Annotated in this window: 20 protein-coding genes; 11 read left to right on the top strand and 9 right to left on the bottom strand. The window is 62.1% G+C overall.

The genetic code is table 11. The annotated features are described in order from the left end of the window. The first annotated feature begins 18 nt into the window (after positions 1 to 18). Positions 19 to 348, top strand: coding sequence for a DUF6894 family protein (locus FS320_RS50845; protein ID WP_152714325.1), 330 nt, complete (start codon positions 19 to 21; stop codon positions 346 to 348). Between the two features lie 57 nt (positions 349 to 405). Here the strand turns inward: FS320_RS50845 and FS320_RS23345 are convergent, their stop codons facing one another. Then, positions 406 to 888: a DUF6894 family protein gene (locus FS320_RS23345; RefSeq protein WP_152714324.1), complete on the bottom strand. Its 483-nt coding sequence runs from the start codon at positions 886 to 888 to the stop codon at positions 406 to 408. Between the two features lie 414 nt (positions 889 to 1,302). Between FS320_RS23345 and FS320_RS23340 the strand changes: the two genes are divergently transcribed. Then, positions 1,303 to 1,551 (top strand): DUF6894 family protein, encoded by a 249-nt coding sequence (locus FS320_RS23340; protein ID WP_152714323.1) that lies wholly within the window; start codon positions 1,303 to 1,305, stop codon positions 1,549 to 1,551. A gap of 257 nt (positions 1,552 to 1,808) precedes the next feature. Here the strand turns inward: FS320_RS23340 and FS320_RS23335 are convergent, their stop codons facing one another. Then, positions 1,809 to 2,015 carry a hypothetical protein gene (locus FS320_RS23335; protein ID WP_152714322.1) on the bottom strand — a complete coding sequence of 69 codons (207 nt, stop codon included), beginning with the start codon at positions 2,013 to 2,015 and terminating at the stop codon, positions 1,809 to 1,811. 454 nt (positions 2,016 to 2,469) lie between these two features. On the opposite strand from FS320_RS23335, the gene FS320_RS23330 reads away from it, so the two are divergent. Then, positions 2,470 to 3,216: a ferritin-like domain-containing protein gene (locus FS320_RS23330; RefSeq protein WP_244627319.1), complete on the top strand. Its 747-nt coding sequence runs from the start codon at positions 2,470 to 2,472 to the stop codon at positions 3,214 to 3,216. 296 nt (positions 3,217 to 3,512) lie between these two features. On the opposite strand, the gene FS320_RS23325 is transcribed toward FS320_RS23330, so the two are convergent. Beyond that, the gene (locus tag FS320_RS23325) at positions 3,513 to 4,088 is read right to left on the bottom strand and encodes a GNAT family N-acetyltransferase (RefSeq protein ID WP_338105454.1); all 576 of its coding nucleotides are present in this window, start codon (positions 4,086 to 4,088) and stop codon (positions 3,513 to 3,515) included. A 450-nt stretch (positions 4,089 to 4,538) separates the two neighbouring features. Here FS320_RS23325 and FS320_RS23320 point away from each other — a divergent pair, with 450 nt between their 5' ends. Both FS320_RS23320 and FS320_RS23315 read left to right on the top strand, forming a co-directional pair. Further along, positions 4,539 to 6,815 (top strand): S8 family serine peptidase, encoded by a 2,277-nt coding sequence (locus FS320_RS23320; protein ID WP_152714320.1) that lies wholly within the window; start codon positions 4,539 to 4,541, stop codon positions 6,813 to 6,815. Positions 6,816 to 7,047: 232 nt separating this feature from the next. Continuing rightward, positions 7,048 to 7,296, top strand: coding sequence for a hypothetical protein (locus FS320_RS23315; protein ID WP_152714319.1), 249 nt, complete (start codon positions 7,048 to 7,050; stop codon positions 7,294 to 7,296). Between the two features lie 32 nt (positions 7,297 to 7,328). Here FS320_RS23315 and FS320_RS23310 read toward each other — a convergent pair whose 3' ends face one another. Together FS320_RS23310 and FS320_RS46105 are read right to left on the bottom strand one after the other, a co-directional pair. After that, entirely contained in the window at positions 7,329 to 7,550 is a 222-nt protein-coding gene (locus FS320_RS23310) for a PIG-L deacetylase family protein (protein ID WP_152714318.1), read from the bottom strand. A gap of 277 nt (positions 7,551 to 7,827) precedes the next feature. Then, on the bottom strand, positions 7,828 to 7,965 hold the full coding sequence (locus tag FS320_RS46105; RefSeq protein WP_162866297.1) for a hypothetical protein: 138 nt from the start codon (positions 7,963 to 7,965) through the stop codon (positions 7,828 to 7,830). Positions 7,966 to 8,367: 402 nt separating this feature from the next. On the opposite strand from FS320_RS46105, the gene FS320_RS23305 reads away from it, so the two are divergent. Continuing rightward, on the top strand, positions 8,368 to 9,270 hold the full coding sequence (locus tag FS320_RS23305; protein ID WP_152714317.1) for a dihydrodipicolinate synthase family protein: 903 nt from the start codon (positions 8,368 to 8,370) through the stop codon (positions 9,268 to 9,270). Between the two features lie 337 nt (positions 9,271 to 9,607). Continuing rightward, on the top strand, positions 9,608 to 10,414 hold the full coding sequence (locus tag FS320_RS23300; RefSeq protein ID WP_152714316.1) for an MBL fold metallo-hydrolase: 807 nt from the start codon (positions 9,608 to 9,610) through the stop codon (positions 10,412 to 10,414). A 227-nt stretch (positions 10,415 to 10,641) separates the two neighbouring features. On the opposite strand, the gene FS320_RS23295 is transcribed toward FS320_RS23300, so the two are convergent. Beyond that, positions 10,642 to 12,489: an adenylate/guanylate cyclase domain-containing protein gene (locus FS320_RS23295; protein WP_152714315.1), complete on the bottom strand. Its 1,848-nt coding sequence runs from the start codon at positions 12,487 to 12,489 to the stop codon at positions 10,642 to 10,644. A gap of 782 nt (positions 12,490 to 13,271) precedes the next feature. Here FS320_RS23295 and FS320_RS49835 point away from each other — a divergent pair. Continuing rightward, positions 13,272 to 13,394: a hypothetical protein gene (locus FS320_RS49835; RefSeq protein ID WP_274597205.1), complete on the top strand. Its 123-nt coding sequence runs from the start codon at positions 13,272 to 13,274 to the stop codon at positions 13,392 to 13,394. A 187-nt stretch (positions 13,395 to 13,581) separates the two neighbouring features. On the opposite strand, the gene FS320_RS23290 is transcribed toward FS320_RS49835, so the two are convergent. The 3 genes from FS320_RS23290 to FS320_RS23275 form a co-directional block, all read right to left on the bottom strand. After that, the gene (locus FS320_RS23290; protein WP_152714314.1) at positions 13,582 to 14,076 is read right to left on the bottom strand and encodes a hypothetical protein; all 495 of its coding nucleotides are present in this window, start codon (positions 14,074 to 14,076) and stop codon (positions 13,582 to 13,584) included. A gap of 243 nt (positions 14,077 to 14,319) precedes the next feature. Further along, positions 14,320 to 14,694, bottom strand: coding sequence for a hypothetical protein (locus tag FS320_RS23285; RefSeq protein ID WP_152714313.1), 375 nt, complete (start codon positions 14,692 to 14,694; stop codon positions 14,320 to 14,322). Positions 14,695 to 15,259: 565 nt separating this feature from the next. Then, positions 15,260 to 16,633, bottom strand: coding sequence for an IS110 family RNA-guided transposase (locus tag FS320_RS23275; RefSeq protein ID WP_152714312.1), 1,374 nt, complete (start codon positions 16,631 to 16,633; stop codon positions 15,260 to 15,262). Between the two features lie 344 nt (positions 16,634 to 16,977). Between FS320_RS23275 and FS320_RS23270 the strand changes: the two genes are divergently transcribed. The 3 genes from FS320_RS23270 to FS320_RS47220 all read left to right on the top strand — a co-directional run. Then, positions 16,978 to 18,534, top strand: a complete 1,557-nt coding sequence (locus FS320_RS23270) for an ISL3 family transposase (protein ID WP_152714311.1) — start codon at positions 16,978 to 16,980, stop codon at positions 18,532 to 18,534. Between the two features lie 148 nt (positions 18,535 to 18,682). Further along, positions 18,683 to 18,934 (top strand): DUF6894 family protein, encoded by a 252-nt coding sequence (locus FS320_RS23265; RefSeq protein ID WP_152714310.1) that lies wholly within the window; start codon positions 18,683 to 18,685, stop codon positions 18,932 to 18,934. A gap of 184 nt (positions 18,935 to 19,118) precedes the next feature. Further along, the coding region (locus tag FS320_RS47220) for a hypothetical protein (protein ID WP_210252214.1) at positions 19,119 to 19,693 on the top strand (575 nt) is incomplete at its 3' end.

Below are 19,693 nucleotides of genomic sequence, written 5' to 3'. Positions count from 1 at the left end.
TCCTGATCGAGCCGGCTCATGCGCTCCTCCGTGTCGTCCCGTGACACGGTAGGTCGACTTCAACCGGAGGCGACATCTCGTAAATCTGGCCGTCGCCTTACTCACACATTCGCGCGTCGCGCTACAGCGGGCGACCAGATCACCCGCGATCCCGATGGCCTTGAGTTGGAGGGACTGGACGCCGCCGAACACGAGGCCGCCCTCGCAGCGGCCGCCATAGGCAAGGAGAGCCTCCCGCATGGCGAGGCCACCGAGATCATCGTTCAGGTCAAAGACGAACACGACCATCCGGTGCTCATCGTGGCGCTTGCCATGAGTGTTCGCCGGATGGAGCCTGCGTACGCGTGAAACCTACTGCGCAATTTCGCATAAGCCCCGCATGGAATGCGCTTGCTGCTACTTTGGCTAAGACAGCAGTGTTCCGGAAAGCGCTTCCTTGAAGCAGCGGCAAAGGTGCTTCTCGCACACGAGTTCGTCTTCAACCAGGACTTGAGACGCCTTGTGTCCGGCGCATCGGCTCTCAACCATCTCCCAGACCAACAACTCAGCCGACAACCGTTGTGCGAAGCCTGCGACAAATTCATCGTCGCAAAAAATCAGCCAGCCGAGATGGCTGCCGACGATTTTGTAAGTGGCGTGAGATTGCGGCAAAGAGGATCTCAAATGTTCGGAGAACGGCAGGCGGAAAACTACCTCGCCGGTATCATCCTCAACCTCAATGGCATAGTCCCGTGGATCGTGGCCTCGGGCTGCGAACACATGTTTGAGGTTTTGGGCAGCTTGCGCCACTGCTCTCCAGGCCGTCTCCACATCCGGGTAATCGAGGCCCAAATCGTCGTAACTCATACCTCCATCTTTGCCGCGGATGTGAAGGTAGAAGCGAGACATGGCGTCTCCCAGAGCTAGCCAGCAGGCTGCTGAAATGAAGTCTTTGTGGCGGAAGAGTTCCGGCCACGTGATTTCGCACAATCATCAGTATGGAATGAGCGAGAGGACGTTCTGTCCTCCGATAGGGCTACCTCAGAAAACGGCGTGGCGTTGCAGAAGCGTGCGGCTAACCTGGATGCATTGCGGGTGAAGCAGGCAGCGACGAGGTTCCCCCTCGAACGGCGGCGGGGCAGCACCGTCCCACCCGCTCCACCATGGTCACTCCAACAGTTGAGTAGTGGGCTTCCAGGCTCACGGTGCCGTGTTCAGGTCCTGCCTCCCCTCACGCGAGACCCGTCACTCGCATACCACCCAGTCTGGACCAGCGAACAATCGGCCTCACGGAGTTTGCAGAGGCCCCATCGGGAGAGGGTAATGCCTCGTTTCTATTTCGACGTGCGAGAGGAGGACCGGATCATCCCCGATGAGGTCGGCGTCGAATTGGAGAGTGTGGAGGCGGCCGAGCGTGAGGCCATCCGCAGGGTGACCGGGATTAGTCAGGAAAGGCTGTCAAAGGGCATCACCTCCGAGATCGAGGTGCAGGTCAAGGATCACGAGGGCTTCCTGCTGCTGACCGTGACGGTCTCTGTGGTGGTGCGCCGAACAGTTCGCGCGCTCGAGTGAAAGCCGCGGCGCAATTTTACATAACTGCTACTATGGAACACGATCTGACGATTTCGCACTGTATTCGCGGCGGCTTATGGAATGCCGCACCGCTTATTCAATAAACCCAGCTCCGCAATAGGCGTCGTCCAGTGCGCGAATGATTGGCGTAGGAGAGGCCGAAATGAACACGTTTCCACGGCCTCTCCCCGCCTGGGTTGGATGAAGACATCCAGGATCTCGTCCTCATGGTCGACGGCTCGGGGCACCACCTTTTGTCAGAGCGTCGAGCCTTTGCGTGACTTCTCCTGCTGCACCAGTTCTTGCAGGAGCTGGTGTGCCAGGGTCTCGTGCGCCACCCTGGGGGCAATCTCAGCAACCTTTCTGCCGTAGGTTGTTGTGACGGTCAGCATCTTGCGGTCGACCGTGTAGGTCCCGGAATAGGTCCTCCCGTCGACCTTGATGTGGATTGCATGGCCGGACATGGAACAATGCCTCCTCAATGAGAACTCATCCACCACTTGGGCATGAGCATACGTCCTCAATGGACGCGAGACCACAGCTCACGAAATGATGCCAAGGCAGTTAGATCTAAAGCTGATCAGAGCCCAGCCAGCACGAACAGACGTCCTTATCAGGTCAGGCGGTGAATTTCGACGACTTCTCGGAGTGTCTGGTGCTCCTGAATGAGCGGACATTCGCTGTACGTCAGCCCTGTGCCAATTCCTGACGTTCGCGCGACCCTAACCGGGAATTTTTCTTGCCCTTGGGCATCTACTGCGATGGGGGCACTCATCCCAGGAGGGTTCCATGGACGCGCTTTCGAAGCTATCGCGGCGGCAATCCCTACAGAGCTTAGTTCTCTTCGGCGCTGGAGCCGTTATCACAGGACTCCATCGGCCGACCGCGGCACACGCTCAGGCCACTTCACCATCCGCCATGAAGGACAAAGACATTTTCCAGTTCGCCCTCAACCTCGAGTACATGGAGGCCGAGTACTACCTGCGGGCCACGACCGGGAAAGGCATCGACGCAGCGGACATCGGCGCGGACGCCGGTGGGGTCAACGGCGGCCGCAAGGTGTCCTTCCGGGACAAGGCGATCAGCGAGTTCGCGGACGAACTGGCAAAGAATGAACTCGCGCATGTTCGGTTCTATCGCAAGACCCTGGGCAGCCAGGCTGTCGCCAGACCAACCATCGACTTCGAAGGCGGCTTCAAAGCCGTCGCCACGGCGGCTGGCCTGCCGGAGTTCGATCCGTTCGCCAATGACATGAACTTCCTGCTCGGCGGCGTGCTGTTCGAGGATGTGGGTGTGACCGGCTATGCCGGTGCGGCCCCCCTGCTCCAGAAGAAGGAGTTCGTTGAAGCGGCCGCGGCCATTCTGGCCGTCGAGGCCTATCACATAGGCATGGCCCGCTCGCAGCTCGACCAGATGGGCGAGAAGGCCCAGAAGGCAGCGAATGCGGTATCGGCCGCTCGAGACAAGCTCGATGGTCCGCATGACAAGGATCAGGGCATTGAGCGCAACGGCAAGGCCAACCTCCTCCCGGCGACGCCGGACGGAATGGTCTTTCGCCGCACGCCGCAGGAGGTGCTCCGCATCGTCTATCTGACCGACAAGGCGGGCGTGGACAGCGGCGGCTTCTACCCGAAGGGCATCAATGGCGCGCTCAAGAGCACATAGACGCTTGATCGATGCAGGCGGCACGCGAGCGGGCCCCGTCGGCCCGTGGGGCTTCGGCAAGCCTTGATGGCAGGTCACGATGCCTGAGAGTTCACCTCGGTCGTCTGGGTCTCGGGGTTGAACTCGTAGCTGCCGGCGACGAGACGTCCCTTGTGAGGGTAGACATCGCCGGTCGGAAGGACGAGGCCGACCTCCCGTTGCCCGGCGACCTGCTCAACCCTGCGGCAATAGCCGCAAAGGCGTGATGCAGCGTGGACAGAAATGAGGAGCGCGAACGCGGCGTCGAGACGCGGCTCTCAACCCGCGCGACGGAGCATGGGTGTGATCGGCGGCGAGCTCCCAACCTGGATAGTCCCCAAAACCTCGAAACCATGCCGCTGGTAGAGCGGGATGTTCTTGGGGTTCGAGGATTCCAAGTAAGCGGGCGTGCCGTCCTCGTCACAACGCCTGAGAGCATGCCTCAACAGGGCGGAGCCGTACCCCTTCCCCTGCTGCGCCGGATCGACCCCGATCAATGGCAAGTACCAGTGCGGCTCATCGGGATGGTACTGCCCCATCTGCTCGAACACCGCGAACAGGGTATCCTGGTCCTGCTCCGGGACGGTGCCCTGAAAATGGGCCATCAAAGCCTCTTCGTCAGGCTGCACGCCGGGCGGCAGCCACAACGCAGCCGCCTGGGCATCGCCCATGAAATGGGCCGTGCCGCACTCAAAGGCCCTGCGTCCAAAGATCCGGACCAGATCAGGGAAGTGCCTCAGATAACTCTCAGGGGCGGGATACGTCCAGCGAGCGGCAGGATCCACACTGAAGGCGAGGACGATCGCAGCAACAAGCCGGGACTGATCGCCAGTTCCTGCCGTCTGAACGTCAATCTCCTTAGCAACATCCACCAAGGTGGAGCTGCCGGGCACGCCTTTGTTCAAGATCGGTCTCTCCATCAAGGCCAGAGTCAACGATCAACCGAGAAGGACCTTATCACGCATGAGACGAGTATCTGGTGTGTCTGAGCACATGCCCACTCCTGTGGAAGCAGTCGGTGCAGGTAGGGTTCGACGGTCCAGCATACCCGAAGCGTCACTCGAGGCAGTGCGGCAAGCAACCCAAACAACTGCTCCAATGCCTCTGAGTACACCGCGTCTATTGCCAGGCTTAAGATCAGACACATTTCGTGATTGGTTTGCTACCGTTCATCTCAGGTACGCTACTACACATGCGATTCAGTGCTTTGAGCGACCAACCCACCAGGATGGATTCCGCTGTGACGTCTCGACCGCGCTGCATCCGCCGGATTCACGGCTAAGTCGCGGGCACGAGAGGACACCATGGCACGTTGGTGGCGACACACCCTCATCGCGATAGCAGGCCTTGCGGCTGCTTTTCCCCTCCGCGTTCAACTCGATCTCGGCCACGGATCCAGCCTGCCCATCATGGACGGGTCAGCACTCGCCAAGGGTGAGGGTGGCGGCAATGGCGGGGGGAACGGAAACGGTGGTGGAAACGGGAATGGCGGCGGCAATGGTGGTGCAGGAAACGGCAACAGCGGGGGGAACGGTAACGCCGGCGGCAACGGAAACGGCGGAGGCAACGCAGGGGGCGGGAACGGCGGCGGCTCGGCTGGTGGGAGCGCAGGAAACAGCAACGGCGGAGGCAACGGCAACTCTGACAGCGGCGGACGTGGCGGCGGGGCTGGAGGTCCTGGCAACAGTGGCGGGAACGGAAACAGTGGTGGAAATGCCGGCGGCGGGGGCAAGGGCGGCGGAGGTGGAAACGCTGGTAATCAGGGGAATGCTGGCGGCAATGGGAACGGCAACGCGGGCAATGGAGGCAAGGGCGGCGGGAACGGCAATGCCGGCAATCAGGGGAACGGTGGCGGCGGCAATGGCAACTCCAACGCTGGGGGGCTTGGTGGCGGCATAGGGGGCGGCCGCGGGAACGGCGGAGGCAACGCAGGCGGGCTCGGCCGTGGAAATGGCGCATCGAGCAGTCCGAGCAGCAGTGTCGGTCGCGGCAACAGCGCCGGAGTTGGCGGTGCCGGTGCGGGCAAGGGCAACAACACTGCCGCTGGCAACGGCAGCAAGGTCAACTCGGGCAACAACGGGACGGCCAATCCAGGCAAGGCAACGAGTGCGGCCGCGGGTCCAAGCACCAGCAAGGGCAATTCAAAAGCCAGCACACCAAGTGCCGCAAACGCATCGAGCGGCAAAAGCCAACGCACCAATGACAAGGCCCAGGCAAGCACCGGCAAGGCTTCCACTGGCACGGCTTCGGCCAGTCGGAACAAGACTGCGGCATCCTCCCCTCAGCCATCCAGCCGAGCCAAAGCTGCCGCCCAGGTGCAGGCGGCGAAGACTGCGGCCCCGGTCACGGCTCAGCAGACCCGTGCCGTTCCCGTCGTCGAGGAGATCGACCGCCGTCCCAAGCCGCGCCAATCACCACGCTCCATCGTGGCGTCGGGCTTGTCTCGAGAGGACTTGGCCCGACTGATCGCCCAGGGCTTCCGGATCGAGACCCGCACGCAGGGCAGCCTCACGCCTCAGGTGATCAGGCTTCAGGTTCCAGAGGGCGTTTCGGTGGCGCAGGCCCGGCAGCGGGTCCGTCTGGTCGATGCTCAGGCCTCGGTCGACTTCGACCAGTTCTACTATCTCGATGAGAGCGCCCCGGCCTGCACGGGCGCCGAGTGTCAGTCCGCCCCGCTGGCAGACTGGGCCTCCCTGGTGAAGTGGTCTGGTTCGAATGCCTCGCAATGCGGCCCGGCTCCCCTCATCGGTGTGATCGACACCGGCATCCATGTTGAGCATGACGCCCTGAAGGGACAGGCCATCGAAATCTTGGCTCAGCCCACCCGCCGCGCCATCGCCTCGTTGCCCGATCACGGCACGGCCGTTGCAGCCCTTCTCGTCGGGCGGCGGGACAGCCCGACCCCCGGCCTGGTGCCGGAGGCACGGCTCGTTGCAGTCGACGCCTTCTACCGCGACGGCGGCACCGCCGACCGGACGGACGTGACGTCGCTGGTCACCGCGATCGAGGCCTTGGCCGAACGCGGGGTGCGGGTGATCAACCTGAGCCTGTCGGGTCCTGCGAACGAGGTTCTCCAGAAGGCCATTGCGGCCGCCCAGGCCAAGGGCATCGTGATCGTGGCGGCGGCCGGCAACAACGGCGCTGGTGCTGAACCGTCCTATCCGGCCGCCTATCCCGGGGTTGTTGCGGTTACGGCCGTCGATCATGACCTGAACGTGTACCAGCGTGCCACGCGCGGCCCGTATGTTGATCTTGCGGCTCCCGGCGTAAATGTCTGGACGGCTTCCGCCCAGAGCACAGGGTCCCTGAAGACCGGCACATCCTATGCGGTACCGTTCGTGTCGGCCGCCGCAGGCGTCCTGCTGGCCTCGCGTCCCGATCTGGACACGAAAGCCGTTCGGGCTCGTTTGGAGGAAGCCACCCTCGATCTGGGCCAGCCCGGGCGGGATCCCACATTCGGCTTCGGCCTGATCCAGATGGCAGGCCTGTGCGCAGACCCTACGGACCCGCCTGCGATCACGACAGCGCATGAGCCACCGCTTGCTCTGCCTCCCGGGAAGCAGGTGGTCGGGAGACCTTAATCCCCCTCGTCAGATTGCCCTTCTGGAGCAGGAACCAACCTGACCTCTCTGACGCAGCCACTGGAAGGGTGAGTTGGCAGACCGCTCTGGCCGTACAACGATCCATGCCGAGCGGGCACACCGGCCAATTCTGATCTGGTCGGAGCGCATTTTTGCCGCGAATGCGCAGTACAAAAGACACCTCTGAAAATTAGTCCGCAGCCAGGGAAGACTACACACAGGAGGAGAGAGTATGCCTAAGACGTCAAACTATGCATATGGCGCTTACTCTCCTGAACTGTACTCTGTTGTCAGGGAAACACTGCATAGACTTGGCGATCTCGATTACCACTATGCTGCCGAACTCGGCCAAGTCGAGACGAGTTTATCTGACGAAGAGATAAAGAAGCACATCAAAGAGCGGATCCTGGCGGCCCATCAAAAGCTGCGCCAGCCTTACATCGAACTCTTGACCGCCCTTCGGCTGAAACACGGACTCTAGGGGCAATCTTCATTTTTGGCACGCCGCACCGATTAAAGGTTCTCGCGCGCAATGGGCCAGAAGCGCTCTGCGGGCCCACGCTCCCCGCCAACCTCCCGGGCGAAGTTGGCCACGACGCCGAAGAAGTCCTGGCTGAAGCGGAAGATCACCGGCACCTGGCTCGCATAGCAGGCCATTGCCTCCAGCCGCAGCTCCAGCGTCTCCCCAATCGGCACCAGTACGGGCTCGCCTCCCTTGCCGCTCAGGGTAGCCAAGCTGGCAACGTGTCGTCGACCTCCAGCTCGAACTCCCCGAACCCCTCGAACGGAGTTCACTCGGATCGGAACTGTCATCACGCACGATAAACGGGGACGACGTATCTACGAGCGGCGGGTTTATGGCTCCGCGAGTCGGATGATGATCGCTCCCGACGTCTCTGACAGGGCGTTGAGAATGACGACTGAGGATCGCATGACGGCGCTATGCCTTTTGCGACAAGGACTGGATAATTCTCAGAACGCACTGAGCGTGAGGCGCTGGCTTCAGGATGAGCTACCGTTGCGCAACCGTCAGCCGTGGGGACCACAACGGCCGGAGGAGCGGTTCAGCCACAACCCCGCCGATCATGGCAAAGGCCGCCAGGATGAGGCCAAGACGGCCATAGAGCACAATGCGATCTTTACGGGTCATGCACCCTCGCGATCATTGGGCTTGAATCAGGACAGGCGGATCCTCGTTGCCGATTGTGGCGACAATACTGCTCAGGTTTGGAGTGCTGCGCGTGTTTTGGCCAAACGGTGATCCCCGACAGAGCATGCGGCAGTGGCCTGGAACCTTGGGTCACGACCCCCTCAACCAGCTTGAACGAACCCATTCATAAGCCAGCGCTCGGAAGGACGGTTTCCGTGAGGATGGCTGCCCTCGCTCAGTTCACGACCTGTGCTCGTAGAGACCACTCCAGGTCATCAAAGATTCCCGCCCTTGGACCGGAAAGGCGCACGGTGTAAGTCCTTCCTTCCCTATTCGGAAGGCAGTTCTCCGCCCTCCCCTTGCTGCTGTCCTGCTCCTGAATAAAACCGTCCGAGGTTCCATATGACACTGTTCCGTGGATTGTCGGCCTTCCCGATCACCCCGACCGATGCCCACGGTCGCGTGGACACAGGGGCCCTGGATCACCTGCTGGAGCGGCTCCAGACGGCCGGGGTCGACTCCATCGGCCTGCTCGGCAGCACTGGAGGCTACATGTATCTCACCCGGGAGGAGCGGCGGCGGGCGATCGCAGCCGCGGCCCGCAGCGTCGGAGGCAGAACGCCCCTGATTGTCGGCGTGGGCGCGCTCCGGACCGACGAGGCGGAGAACCTGGCGCGGGATGCGGCCTCCGAGGGCGCCGATGCGCTCCTGCTGGCGCCGGTATCCTACACGCCTCTGAGCGAGGAAGAGGCGTACCAGCACTTTGCCGCCGTAGCGGCGGCAACGGACCTGCCGCTGTGCGTCTACAACAATCCCGGGACGACCCACTTCACGTTCAGCGATGCCCTCCTGAGGCGCCTCGCTTCGGTTCCGAACATCAGGGCTGTGAAGATGCCGCTGCCGAAGGACATGGACTTCAAGGCGGAGCTGGGACGTCTGCGGCAGGACACTCCTGACGAGTTTGCCGTCGGCTACAGCGGGGACCGGGGGGCGGCCGATGCGCTGCTCGCAGGTGCGGACGCTTGGTACAGCGTCGTGGGTGGTCTTCTCCCGGAACCTGCCCTCAGGCTGGTTCGGGCTGCCCAGGCTGGAGACGTGGCCGAGGTGCGACGCATCGACCGCCATTGCCAGCCGCTGTGGGAACTGTTCAAGGAGTTCGGCAGCATCCGTGTGATGTATGCCGCCGCCAACATTCTCTCGCTGTCTGAGGCCGTGCCGCCGCGCCCCATCCTGCCCCTCACCGATGCGAATTGTGTGCGGGTGACCGCAGCGCTGGAGGCATTGTCCGGACTGATGCGGCCGTAATGGCTTCAACCCGCTCCTTGAGCGGCATGAGCTGGCTGGGTGGCCAAAGAATAAGAGTCTGCATCGGGTCCGGAACTGAGATTCCTTGCCTTTTCGGACTGTCCGGATCGGTAAAGTTTGCTTTCCTCGAGCTTAGAGCATCGGACCCATTTTGATTCCGATGCTCCACTCGGGGACGAGCCCATCGTTCAGCGCCGACCCGAGGTCGCCAGCGCGAACCGAGTCCGCTTTTCTGCACGATGTGGTAGGACTGCCTAACGACTATCGCTCAGTGATCGTGGCTTGGCCTCGATGCTGGGTGTGCATCGGTAGACTTTCGCAATCGTGACAGGTTTCCATGGCCCACTTCCTCTGCGTTCAATGTGGTGCTCAATTCTCGGAAACATCCGAGCCGCCTCCCTCCTGTCCGATCTGTGACGATGTGCGCCAGTATGTGCGCTGGTCCGGACAGGAATGGACGACCTTCGAGGAGTTGCGGAAGACGCACCGCAATGTCTTCATGGAAGAAGGTGGCCTGACGGGCATCGGGATCGAGCCCGCCTTCGCCATCGGGCAGCGCGCGCTCGTTATTCCGACCCCAGACGGCGCTGTCCTGTGGGATTGCGTGTCCTTGGTCACCGAGGAGGCTGTCGAGCGGATCCGTCGCTTGGGAGGCCTCAAGGCGATCGCGATCTCGCATCCGCATTACTACTCGGCGCTCGCCGAATGGAGCGAAGCGTTTAATCGTGCGCCGGTCTATTTGCACGAGGACGACCGCCAGTGGGTCATGCGCCCGCATGAATCAATCCGGTTCTGGTCGGGCGAGACCCTGGAGATCGGGCCGGGCCTGACCCTGATCCGCACCGGCGGACATTTCGAGGGCAGCACCGTGTTGCATCACGCCGGCGGCGCCGACGGCCGCGGCGACCTGTTCGTCGGCGACAACCTCCAGGTGACCCAGGACCGCCGTTTCGTCAGCTTCATGCGCAGCTATCCCAACTACATTCCGCTCAATCGCACCGCCGTGGAGCGGATCGGCGCGGCCGTTGCGCCATACCCCTACGAGCGGGTCTTCGGCGCCTTCGCGCATCGCAACATCATGCAGGACGGCAAGGCGGCGGTGGCTCGGTCCATCGAGCGCTATCTGGTGGCCATCCGGGATTGAAGTTCCCATATTGTAGAGAGCCTAGGCTGCGGTGACGGCTCAATATCCCTATTGAGTTGGGAATCCTGATTGGAATATTGGCGGCGTGAGCGTCATAGCCTGCACGGCGTTGCCACCCACAGCAATTGGTTACAGAACCTGGCAACTTCCGATTTGGGTCAAAGTGTAGCGTTGAGCGGACCGAATGAAGGTCCGCTCATCCTAGCGATGCAGAAGTACGGCTAAGGTCAGCCCCGTGCCAGGAACGGACCTTTCGTTCGCACATGATAGGTCCCGGAGTGCCCTCTCTTTCCACCCACAAACACGGCGGCCGATGACACTAACCCGGGAGGCTCAGGATACGACCACCCTCGGCGAGCCTGTTGGCAACCTGGGGGCTCATCAGTTCGGAAAAGAGCTTGCACCGGAAGGCCGGGCTCCATCTTCAAGCCTTGATCGGCCCAGGCCCGTGCAGCTTCCAAGCGTCCACCCAGCGCCAGTGCCGCAGCCGCGATGAAGTACAACGAACTCAGGCTCGAGTTGGCCTGCAACATCCTTTGCATGGCCATGGTCGCATCGTCATGACGCCCCTCCTGTACGGCCGCCACGCCCAGCGCCAAGTAGGCCAAGTAGACCAACAGGTCAAACGGACTGAGCCGCAGGGCGCGGTTGGCCTGCGCCATCGCGGCGGGGTGGCCCGCAAAGGCATTGGTGATCGCCCCGAGGTACAGGGCGGTGGCGCAGGACGGATTGAGCGTCAGGGCGCGCTCGATGGCACTTAACCCGGCCTCGTGGTCCTGGTTCAGCATGGTGGTCACGAACCCGGCGATCGCCAGCGCCGTGGCGTCATCCGTGCCACCCACCAGGGCGGCTTGCGCGTGGCGCAGCGCAGCCTCCTTGTTGGCCGCCTGGAAGCCGCCGCGCGAGTAACACCATTCATAGCACCAAGCGGCCAGCGCATGCGCGGCGGCGTAGCCCGGTTCGACCCTGAGCGCGTCCTCCAAGTACCGGATGGCTGCTTGGCCGTCCTCGGAGGTCTGAGAGGCCGTATACGGCACGGCCCGCAGGAACAGGTCATAGGCATCCAGACTGTCAGGCCGCTTTCGCCGCGAGCGCTCAATCTCTGAGCGTTGGAGGCTGGGTTCGACGATCGCGACGACCTTGTCAGTGATCTGGTCCTGAAGCTCGAAGATGTCCTCGAGCGCCCCGTCGATGCGGTCGGCCCACAGATGCGCGCCTGTGCCCGCCTCGACCAGTTGGGCGGTGATGCGCACCCGCCCCCCTGCCTTGCGCACGCCACCCTCGAGGACATAGCGCACGCCAAGCTCGCGCCTGACCTGACGGACGTCCACGATCTTGCCCTTGTAGGTAAAGCTCGAGTTGCGGGCGATCACGAACAACCATTTGATCCGCGACAGTCCCGTAATGATGACCTCCACGACCCCGTCGGCGAAGTACTCCTGCTCCGGATCGCCACTGAGGTTCTGGAACGGCAGCACGGCAATCGACGGCTTGGCGGGAAGGCTCAATTCACCTGCTGGAGTTGTAGGCGCCACCAGCCCATTGGCGACCATCGACACCTGATAGGTTCGGATCGGTCGATCGACGTTCTTGAGGTGTTGCTCACCGGCAAACTCGATCGGGAGGTCGATCTTTCCCTGAAGCTGATCATAGGCCGTGCCGGAGATCATCACGGCTCCGGGAGGACAGATCTGTTCCAGGCGCGCCGCAATGTTGACGCCGTCGCCGAGCAGGTCCTCGCCTTCGACCACGACGTCGCCGAGATGGATGCCGATTCGGAAGACGATCCGCCGCTCGGGCGGAACATCAGCTTGGTGCTCGGCGATGACCGTCTGCACGGCGACAGCGCACGCTACGGCATCAACGACCGAGCCGAACTCGGCCAATGCTCCGTCGCCCATCAGCTTGACGATGCGACCATGATGCTCGGTCAACAATGGATCGATCACCTCGCGGCGAAGAGCCTTCAGGGTCGATAGCGTACCGGCCTCATCCTTCTCGACGAGACGGGAGTAGCCGACGACATCCGTTGCTAAGATCGCGGCCAGCCGCCGCTCAACCCATGCTGTCGCCATGGCTGTCTCTTCCTTCAGGAGATCCGCCGGTAGGAGCCGTAGGCAATCGACGCGACTTGCCCCGTCAGGCTGACCGACATCACACCAGCGATTGCTCAAGATACCACTGAGACGATCTGGTGGCGACGCTCCGCCGGGAGGCCACGTTCAAAGGGATAGGTTCCGCGAAGCGGATCACCATGAAGGTCCGTTGCGAGTCAAACTTTCACCTTCCGACCACACGGCGAACGTCAGCTCTTCCGCGCCGAAGCCGACCAAACTCTTTGGTCCGGGGAGTGCCAATTTGAGACTTTCCGAGCCTGGAGTCCGTTTCGCGCTATGTCCATCAATGGCTTAGGGTGAGATGTCAGCGCTCATTAGACAAGTCACTGATTGTGCTCGTTAGAGATGTCACTCCTGAGGAGAGGCTGCTTGGCGCTCAGCCGACCTTGAACAGGCTCTTGGCCTGCCCGCGCCGGCGTGGGGCGCTTTTGCTGCGGCTCATGTCGAGCTCGGTCTTACAGCGAAAGGGCGACACCGGCGCGATAGAGGTTGGAGAAACTCCAATCGGCCGGCGTCGGGGCCTCGCGATCAGGGCAGTCTCGCAGACCAAGCCATGAGAGGCCGCAGACCTCAGATTAGCCATTCAGGCGGTCGCTCCAAAGCGATCCTTTGGCTTATGCCACTTCCCCGATTTTCTGCGCGAAATTGGCGTTATGGTACGAGAAGGCCGCGCGCGCGAGGCTGCAATCTTCCCTTTCGCCTCGACCTCTGGCTAAAGTCCTGCAAGCAGCGGGGCACCCATGGCCGAGTTTTCTGCGTTCTGGCACGGAATGGCTGAGGTGATCGGCATCCTGCCTTCGTGGGCTTGGGTGCTGTTCGTTGTGGGCTTTCTGGCCTTGCTGGCCTGGTCATGGAAGAGCTAGCCTCATAGATCACCATACCCGCGCCGCCGCTTGGCTTTGTGCGAGCGCTGGTTAGCCCACTCATCGTTCCAAATTCCAAATTTCCGCACGCAATCAACGTTATGGAACGCGAAGCGGGAGCTGGAGCCTTGCGCGCGAGGCTGCCTTATCACATGACGAACCGAGGACCTTTTTCGCTTAAAGTTGGTCAGCGCGTCGAAAACGAGCCGTCACTGTTCACCCACAGGCCATCGCTCAGATACGCTGGTTCGTCGGAAAACTCGTCACCCACCGAGAATTCCCGCCAGAGATCCTTCGCCTCATTCTGAGCCGCGACATCGATCCATTCGATCTTGGCTGCGGAAAGTCCCAGAGCGGTCGCCGTCGTCTCAATGCTAGACTGGATCTCCGTCGGATCGTTCAAATCGTAGAGCTGTACGTACGGAATGCCGTTCCTGTCGAACTTACCGCGCGGCGATGCGCATTGGTTCGCGAACGCCTTCATGGCTGCGGCCATCAGGCGTTCCTTGTCGGGATACGGCGACAGCGTACCGGCGTCCTTGCCTGCGGTCGCCGTCATGACCGTGTAGCTGCGCTCGCCATCCGCCCTGACGATCCTGAACAGGATCATTCCGTCTTCAGTGTAGGCCTTGTAGGGACCAGGAGTATCATCGAATTTCGATGAGTGTTTGATGATCGCCATGCTTCATTTCCTCCACGCCGACATTCCCCATGTCCAGGCCTGCCGTCAATGGCGTGGTCTGCTGGAGGAGTCGATGGTACGGCCTCCAGCGCCTCGGCAGTCGCGACGTTCGCTGTTCCATACTGCGGGTTATGCGAAATTGCGCGGTCGGTTTTGCCCCTCGTTCAGATCGGCACCAATTTCTCTCAGAGCACGCGCGAGCCTCTCAGGTCGATCAGAGCCTGGGTCTCTCGGGCTGCCCGCTTAGGGCCTCCGACTTGGAGCGACGAACGGATTAGTCTCCGGCCCCTCCCGCGAATTTTTGTCGAAGCACATCTCAAGTCGCTCAAACGCTAGCGCGCTCTTGTCCAACGGCACGCGAAGTGCCGCGCCCTCTCCCTGCACCTCCAGGGCATTCGCGGTCCGGAGCTTGGCATTAAACGAACTCTCCGCGAGGGCGATTGTGACGCCCTTCGTTTCCGCCAGCGCTTTGGCTTCCACGGATTGACCGGCCGCCACCAAGCGAACCGGATAGGCACTGCCACGCTCAAGCTTCCACTTGGACGAGTCGAGCAGCAGCAGCAAGCCGCTTTCGGCACGCACAAAGCTCACCGCGAGATCGCCCGCCGTTCTCGACATTGAGCAGCGATCGAACTTTCCAGCCTTGTAGGTTGTCGCGATTTCCCAAGGACCAATCGCAACGGTCTGCTCCGTCGGCTGAGCGAATGCTGATGAAGTCACAAGAATAGAGCAAACAAAGACTACATTCGTATTCACCACCCTGCTCCGCCCGCTGCGCGCCCCTGCCGACCGGTTGCAACCCGAACGTATTCTATCGCCTGCCGTATCCCTGCCCCTGGGTGTAACACCTATCTAGTATTAGTCGTGTTACACAAGCCCATCGCAGACCACCTGATCTTGGTCGCGCTCGATCAGAGCGAGTAGAATCGCGCAATGCCATCCTCCGGATCGATCCAGTGCAGCACCAGGTGGTGCTGGATGGGCGACCGCTCGTCAGGCATCCGAATAACGGCTTCTTGCATTGCTCAAGGCACTTTCGAGCGTCCGCCAGCATCAAGTGTGGAACGGCACCGAAGGTTGACCCCTGGCGAGGGAAGCGCAACGCCCAGGTTGAGCGACTCAAAATGGAATCTCAGCGGGTCACGATCGGCACCGATCATGACCCCGCTGACGCTATGAATTCCTAAGAAACAACTACTGCGGTTGAGGCGGGCTCTGCCTTCTCCAGGACATAGCCGAGTGACTTGGCGCGGCGGCGGAGATTGCTCAGCACCCGCTGCCGGTAGCGTTCCTCGTAGTAGGACGCCCCGGGATCGGCATAGGTCATGCCGTGGCTCAGCGTGTTGTAGACCAGCACCGCGATCTTGCGCGCCGTCGCGGTGATCGCCTTGGCCTTGCCCACCCGCGCGGCGAGCCGCCGGTAGAAGGCCCCCAGCGCCGTCTGGGTGCGCCCGACCGCGCCCGCGGCCAGCCGCAACAGCGCCGCGACCCGGCTGCCGGAGCGGCGCGTGCGGCTCGACAGCACCTTGCCCCCGGAGATCTTGTTGTGCGGTGCGAGGCCGAGCCAGGAGGTGAAGTGCTGGGCGCTCGGCCAAGCCGCGAGATCCGTGCCGCACTCGCTGGCCAGCTTGAGCGCCAAGGAGGGTCCAATCCCATCGATCTGGGTCAGGTCGACCCCGAGGATCGCATGCAGGGCCGCGCGCACCGGCACGGCCGGCTCATTGGCCTGCGGCTGCGCGCGACGGGGCAGCGGCAGCGCCGCCGCCGGAGGCGGGTTCTGGGCTTGCAGGCGCTCCAGTACGGCCGCAATGCGCTCGTCGCAGGCGGCCACCTTGGTCTGGTAGATCTCATCCAGCTCCAGCGCCTGGGCCAGGGCGAAGACGTGCTCCTCCCGATCGTTGCCGACCAGCGCGGCGCGCAGAGTCACAAGCGGGGTCTTGCAGCGCCCGTCGCGCAAGGCGGCCAGGCGGTCCGGATCGCGCTCGCCGGCGACAAGGGCCCGGATGATGCGCAGCCCTGTCTGGCCAGTGATGTCAGCCACCCCGTGCTGGAGCTGCAGGTTCATCTGGATCAGCGCCTTCTGCATGTGCTGGATGTGGGCGGCGGCGGCTTCCAGGAGGCGCTCGCGCTGGCGCAGATAAGAGCGCAGCGTGGCGATCTCGCCTTGCGGGTGGAAGCTGGCCCGCAGAAGCCCGTACTCATGCAGACGCTGCAGCCACTGGGCGTCGCACACGTCCGTCTTGCGGCCCGGCACCTGCTTGACCTCGCGGGCATTGACCACCCCCACGGCAAAGCCGCGCTGGGTGAGGATCTCGTAGAGCGGGATCCAGTAGACCCCGGTCGACTCCAGGGCCACCGTGGCGACCCTGCACTGCTCAAACCAGTCGGCGAGGCGCTGCAGGTCGCCCGTGAAGGTGCCGAAGGTGCGCACCGGTTCGGAATCGCAGCGGGGCGAGACGGCCGCCACATGCATCCGGGCGCCGATATCAACGGCGGCCGCATGGGGGTGGACCGGGGCGAGATCCCGCTGCAGGCGGGACGGCGACTTGCGCGTCATGGCAGGCTCCTCCTCGAGACATCAACGGAGGGCGGGGCTGCGCGAGATCATCACATTCCTAACCGGGATCGCCTGGGCGTCACCACTCTCAAGTGCGCAGCAGCCCGTGGACCATGTTCGCCATCGGGGTTGGGACCACCACATTCCCATCGGCCGCTCCCCTCCACGGTCGATCATAGGGCGCCCTGTTTCTCCCGCCACAGGCGGATTGAAAATCCGCGCCCGTTCGCCAGCAAAATCATGCACTTCATGGCAGTCGGCTCAAGGGTCAGCATTCGGCTCTGACGCACTTTTGGTGCAGTTCCGGTCTGAACTGATGCTGTCTTCCGGAAGGAGGCCGCATCATGTGCCGAAGCCTGCGTCCCTCAGCTCTGATCCCACCCGGCCTGATCGTGGATCAGGTCCATGCTGATCCACAGCAAGTGAACATCACGGTCCATTCCGCTCACGGATCTGCCACATGCCCTTCATGCGGCACACTCTCCTCACGGGTGCATAGCCATTATCTCCGGCGCGTGGCGGATCTGCCGCTAGCAGGGCGACCCGTCCAGTTCCTGATCCGAGCGCGGCGCTTCCGCTGCGATGCTGTGCGGTGCGGACGGCAGATCTTCACCGAGCGCTTTGCCTCGGATGTGCTCACCCGCCATGCCCGGCGTACCGCGCGGCTCGAGGGCATTGCCCACCACCTCGGCTTGGCTCTGGGCGGGCGACCTGCAACGCGCCTGGCCTGGCGGCTGATGCTGCCTGTGAGCAAGGATACGCTCCTGCGCATTGTGCGCCGGCATGTCCACCTTCCTTCCGAGCCGCTGAGCGTCATCGGGATCGATGATTGGGCCTGGCGTCGCAATCATCACTACGGCACCATTGTCTGCGATCTCGAACGGCGGCGGATCGCATCACTCCTCCCGGACCGGGAGCAAGCCAGCGCACAGGCATGGCTGGCCGACCACCCGGAGATTACTGTCGTCGCCCGCGACAGAGGCGGTGGCTATGGCGAGGCCGCGGCCAAGGCGCTGCCGGATGCGGTGCAGGTCGCAGATCGCTCGCATCTGATGGAAAACGCCAGCCGTGCCTTTCTGGAGGCCGTGCGCAAGTCGATGCGTCAGATCCGCCAAGTCATCGGATCGGCAAGAATCAACCTGAACCTTCTCACCTGTGCCGAACGCCTCCAATACGAGGGCTATTTGCGCCGGGAGGAGACTAACGCCATAGTCATGACTCTCGGCGCGCAAGGCGTCTCGATCAAGCAGATCGTTCGACAAACAGGGCTGAGCCGCGGCACGGTACGACAGATCCTGCGGGGTTGCCGAAGCGATGTCTTCCGCCAGCGTGAGAGCAGCCTCGAGGCATACTGGCCGCTGCTCGAGGCCCTCTGGACCGGCGGGTGCCGCAATGGTGCCGAACTCTGGCGGCGTCTACGGGCCAGCGGCTTTCGCGGTTCGCTGCGCGTTGTGGGGGAATGGACGACCCGCCGCCGTCGGGCTGAACGGATGGCAGACGAGCAGTTTCAACGCGTTCCGTCCGCCAGGACCATTGCCCGGCTGATGAGTACCGAACGCGACACACTCTCTAAGACAGACGCGGTGACCATGGCAGCCATCGAAAGCGGTGTGCCAACTCTCGTCAAGGCCCGCGATGCGATTGCCGCGTTCCAAACCCTGATCCGGCGTGGTCGCGAGGCTGACCTGACCTCATGGATCGCCCGAGCACGCCAAAGCCTTGTGGCCTCATTTGCCAATGGCATCGCCAAGGATGAGGCGGCCGTGCGTGCGGCGATCACGCTACCATGGTCGAATGGCCAGACAGAAGGCCAGATCACGAAACTCAAGCTCGTGAAGCGTCAGATGTACGGCAGAGGCCATCTCGACCTCCTGCAAGCCAGATTGATTGGAGCGGAATGACAGGTCACGACGACTGGTGCACCAAAACTGCGTCAGAGCCAGCATTCGATGCTGATTCACAAACGCCCTCACGAAGTGGCGATTTGCTCAAATAATTTGAACACTTCGATGCCATTCGATCTTTGTAGGGGAAGCACGGAAGCTTCTCATGCCATCCCGCTACTACTTCAACCTTACTGATGGTGATGAAGTGATCCGCGATGAGGATGGCATCGAAGCGTCTGACGTTCGCACCGCTCTCATCCATGCCTTTGAGGCCATTGCGGAGCTCAGACAAGAGGATGCCTCCATCTGGAGTGACTTGCAGGGGTGGAGGCTCGACATCATTGATGGCTCGGGTCATCTGCTTCATAGCCTCGCGCTGGACAGTGCTGTGCCGGATCAAAGTTCTCATCATTAGGAAACCGGTACAACTTTCCTAATTTAGCCATGCAATGACTCTGCAAACCTGAGCACATCAAAGTTGGGATCGAGAGGGAACCCTCCCGACGTCAGGCTTCTTATTCTCAGTTGCTTCGTCCCGAGTGGCCTTTGCTAACGGCGAGCGCCCGAACTTCCTTAGCTCAGTACTGAAGGAACCTGATGTGACTGAGAACGAGATTGAGGTTGTTGCCGAAGAGCTTGCAAAAGCCGGCGGCCTGTCCTGGTACCCTGGCCGCCAACATGGTTCTCTTCTCAGGGTTGTATCCGACCGGCATCGCGACAGGGCCCGCCTGGCCATTGCAGCTCTCGACCGCTGCCGGATGCCGGATGCAGGTGCCGCCTCCAGCGCTAGCACGGACACTGAACTGCTGCCCATGCCTGTCCGAGAGGCAATCAATCCTGACAACACCATCCAAGCTGGCGCCACCGTGGTCTACCGCCCTCCAGGAGAGCGCAGAGCCTATCCGTGCCGCGTGGAAAAGATCGAGCGAGGCCAAGCCTACCTGGTGCCTCATCTGAGGGCTTGCACCGGATGGATCTCGATTGGGAATGCCTCGCGTGTGGTGTTAGGAGAGGATCCTCTCGGAAGAGAAATGATTAAGGCGCACTTAGTTCTTCATCATAAGAGCGACACAGCGGGGGAAATAGGTTCTGCTTCATCACCTTACATTGTGGCACAGGACAATAGCCCTTACTCTGTCCCAGGAGGGCTGAGTATGACGGACGATGAAGTTGA

The sequence above is a fragment of the Microvirga tunisiensis genome (genome assembly GCF_009296175.1).
GTDB classification, from domain to species: Bacteria; Pseudomonadota; Alphaproteobacteria; order Rhizobiales; family Beijerinckiaceae; genus Microvirga; species Microvirga tunisiensis.
Note: the sequence above shows the minus strand (reverse complement) of the source record. Positions and strands in the feature narration are given on the sequence as shown.

Bases quoted from the DNA above. Each gene is read 5' to 3' on its own strand.
- FS320_RS50845 (WP_152714325.1), top strand. From the start codon at position 19: ATGCGCTCCTCCGTGTCGTCCCGTGACACGGTAGGTCGACTTCAACCG.
- FS320_RS23345 (WP_152714324.1), bottom strand. From the start codon at position 888: ATGTCTCGCTTCTACCTTCACATCCGCGGCAAAGATGGAGGTATGAGT.
- FS320_RS23340 (WP_152714323.1), top strand. From the start codon at position 1,303: ATGCCTCGTTTCTATTTCGACGTGCGAGAGGAGGACCGGATCATCCCC.
- FS320_RS23335 (WP_152714322.1), bottom strand. From the start codon at position 2,015: ATGTCCGGCCATGCAATCCACATCAAGGTCGACGGGAGGACCTATTCC.
- FS320_RS23330 (WP_244627319.1), top strand. From the start codon at position 2,470: ATGAAGGACAAAGACATTTTCCAGTTCGCCCTCAACCTCGAGTACATG.
- FS320_RS23320 (WP_152714320.1), top strand. From the start codon at position 4,539: ATGGCACGTTGGTGGCGACACACCCTCATCGCGATAGCAGGCCTTGCG.
- FS320_RS23315 (WP_152714319.1), top strand. From the start codon at position 7,048: ATGCCTAAGACGTCAAACTATGCATATGGCGCTTACTCTCCTGAACTG.
- FS320_RS46105 (WP_162866297.1), bottom strand. From the start codon at position 7,965: ATGACCCGTAAAGATCGCATTGTGCTCTATGGCCGTCTTGGCCTCATC.
- FS320_RS23305 (WP_152714317.1), top strand. From the start codon at position 8,368: ATGACACTGTTCCGTGGATTGTCGGCCTTCCCGATCACCCCGACCGAT.
- FS320_RS23300 (WP_152714316.1), top strand. From the start codon at position 9,608: ATGGCCCACTTCCTCTGCGTTCAATGTGGTGCTCAATTCTCGGAAACA.
- FS320_RS23295 (WP_152714315.1), bottom strand. From the start codon at position 12,489: ATGGCGACAGCATGGGTTGAGCGGCGGCTGGCCGCGATCTTAGCAACG.
- FS320_RS49835 (WP_274597205.1), top strand. From the start codon at position 13,272: ATGGCCGAGTTTTCTGCGTTCTGGCACGGAATGGCTGAGGTGATCGGC.
- FS320_RS23290 (WP_152714314.1), bottom strand. From the start codon at position 14,076: ATGGCGATCATCAAACACTCATCGAAATTCGATGATACTCCTGGTCCC.
- FS320_RS23285 (WP_152714313.1), bottom strand. From the start codon at position 14,694: ATGTCGAGAACGGCGGGCGATCTCGCGGTGAGCTTTGTGCGTGCCGAA.
- FS320_RS23275 (WP_152714312.1), bottom strand. From the start codon at position 16,633: ATGACGCGCAAGTCGCCGTCCCGCCTGCAGCGGGATCTCGCCCCGGTC.
- FS320_RS23270 (WP_152714311.1), top strand. From the start codon at position 16,978: ATGTGCCGAAGCCTGCGTCCCTCAGCTCTGATCCCACCCGGCCTGATC.
- FS320_RS23265 (WP_152714310.1), top strand. From the start codon at position 18,683: ATGCCATCCCGCTACTACTTCAACCTTACTGATGGTGATGAAGTGATC.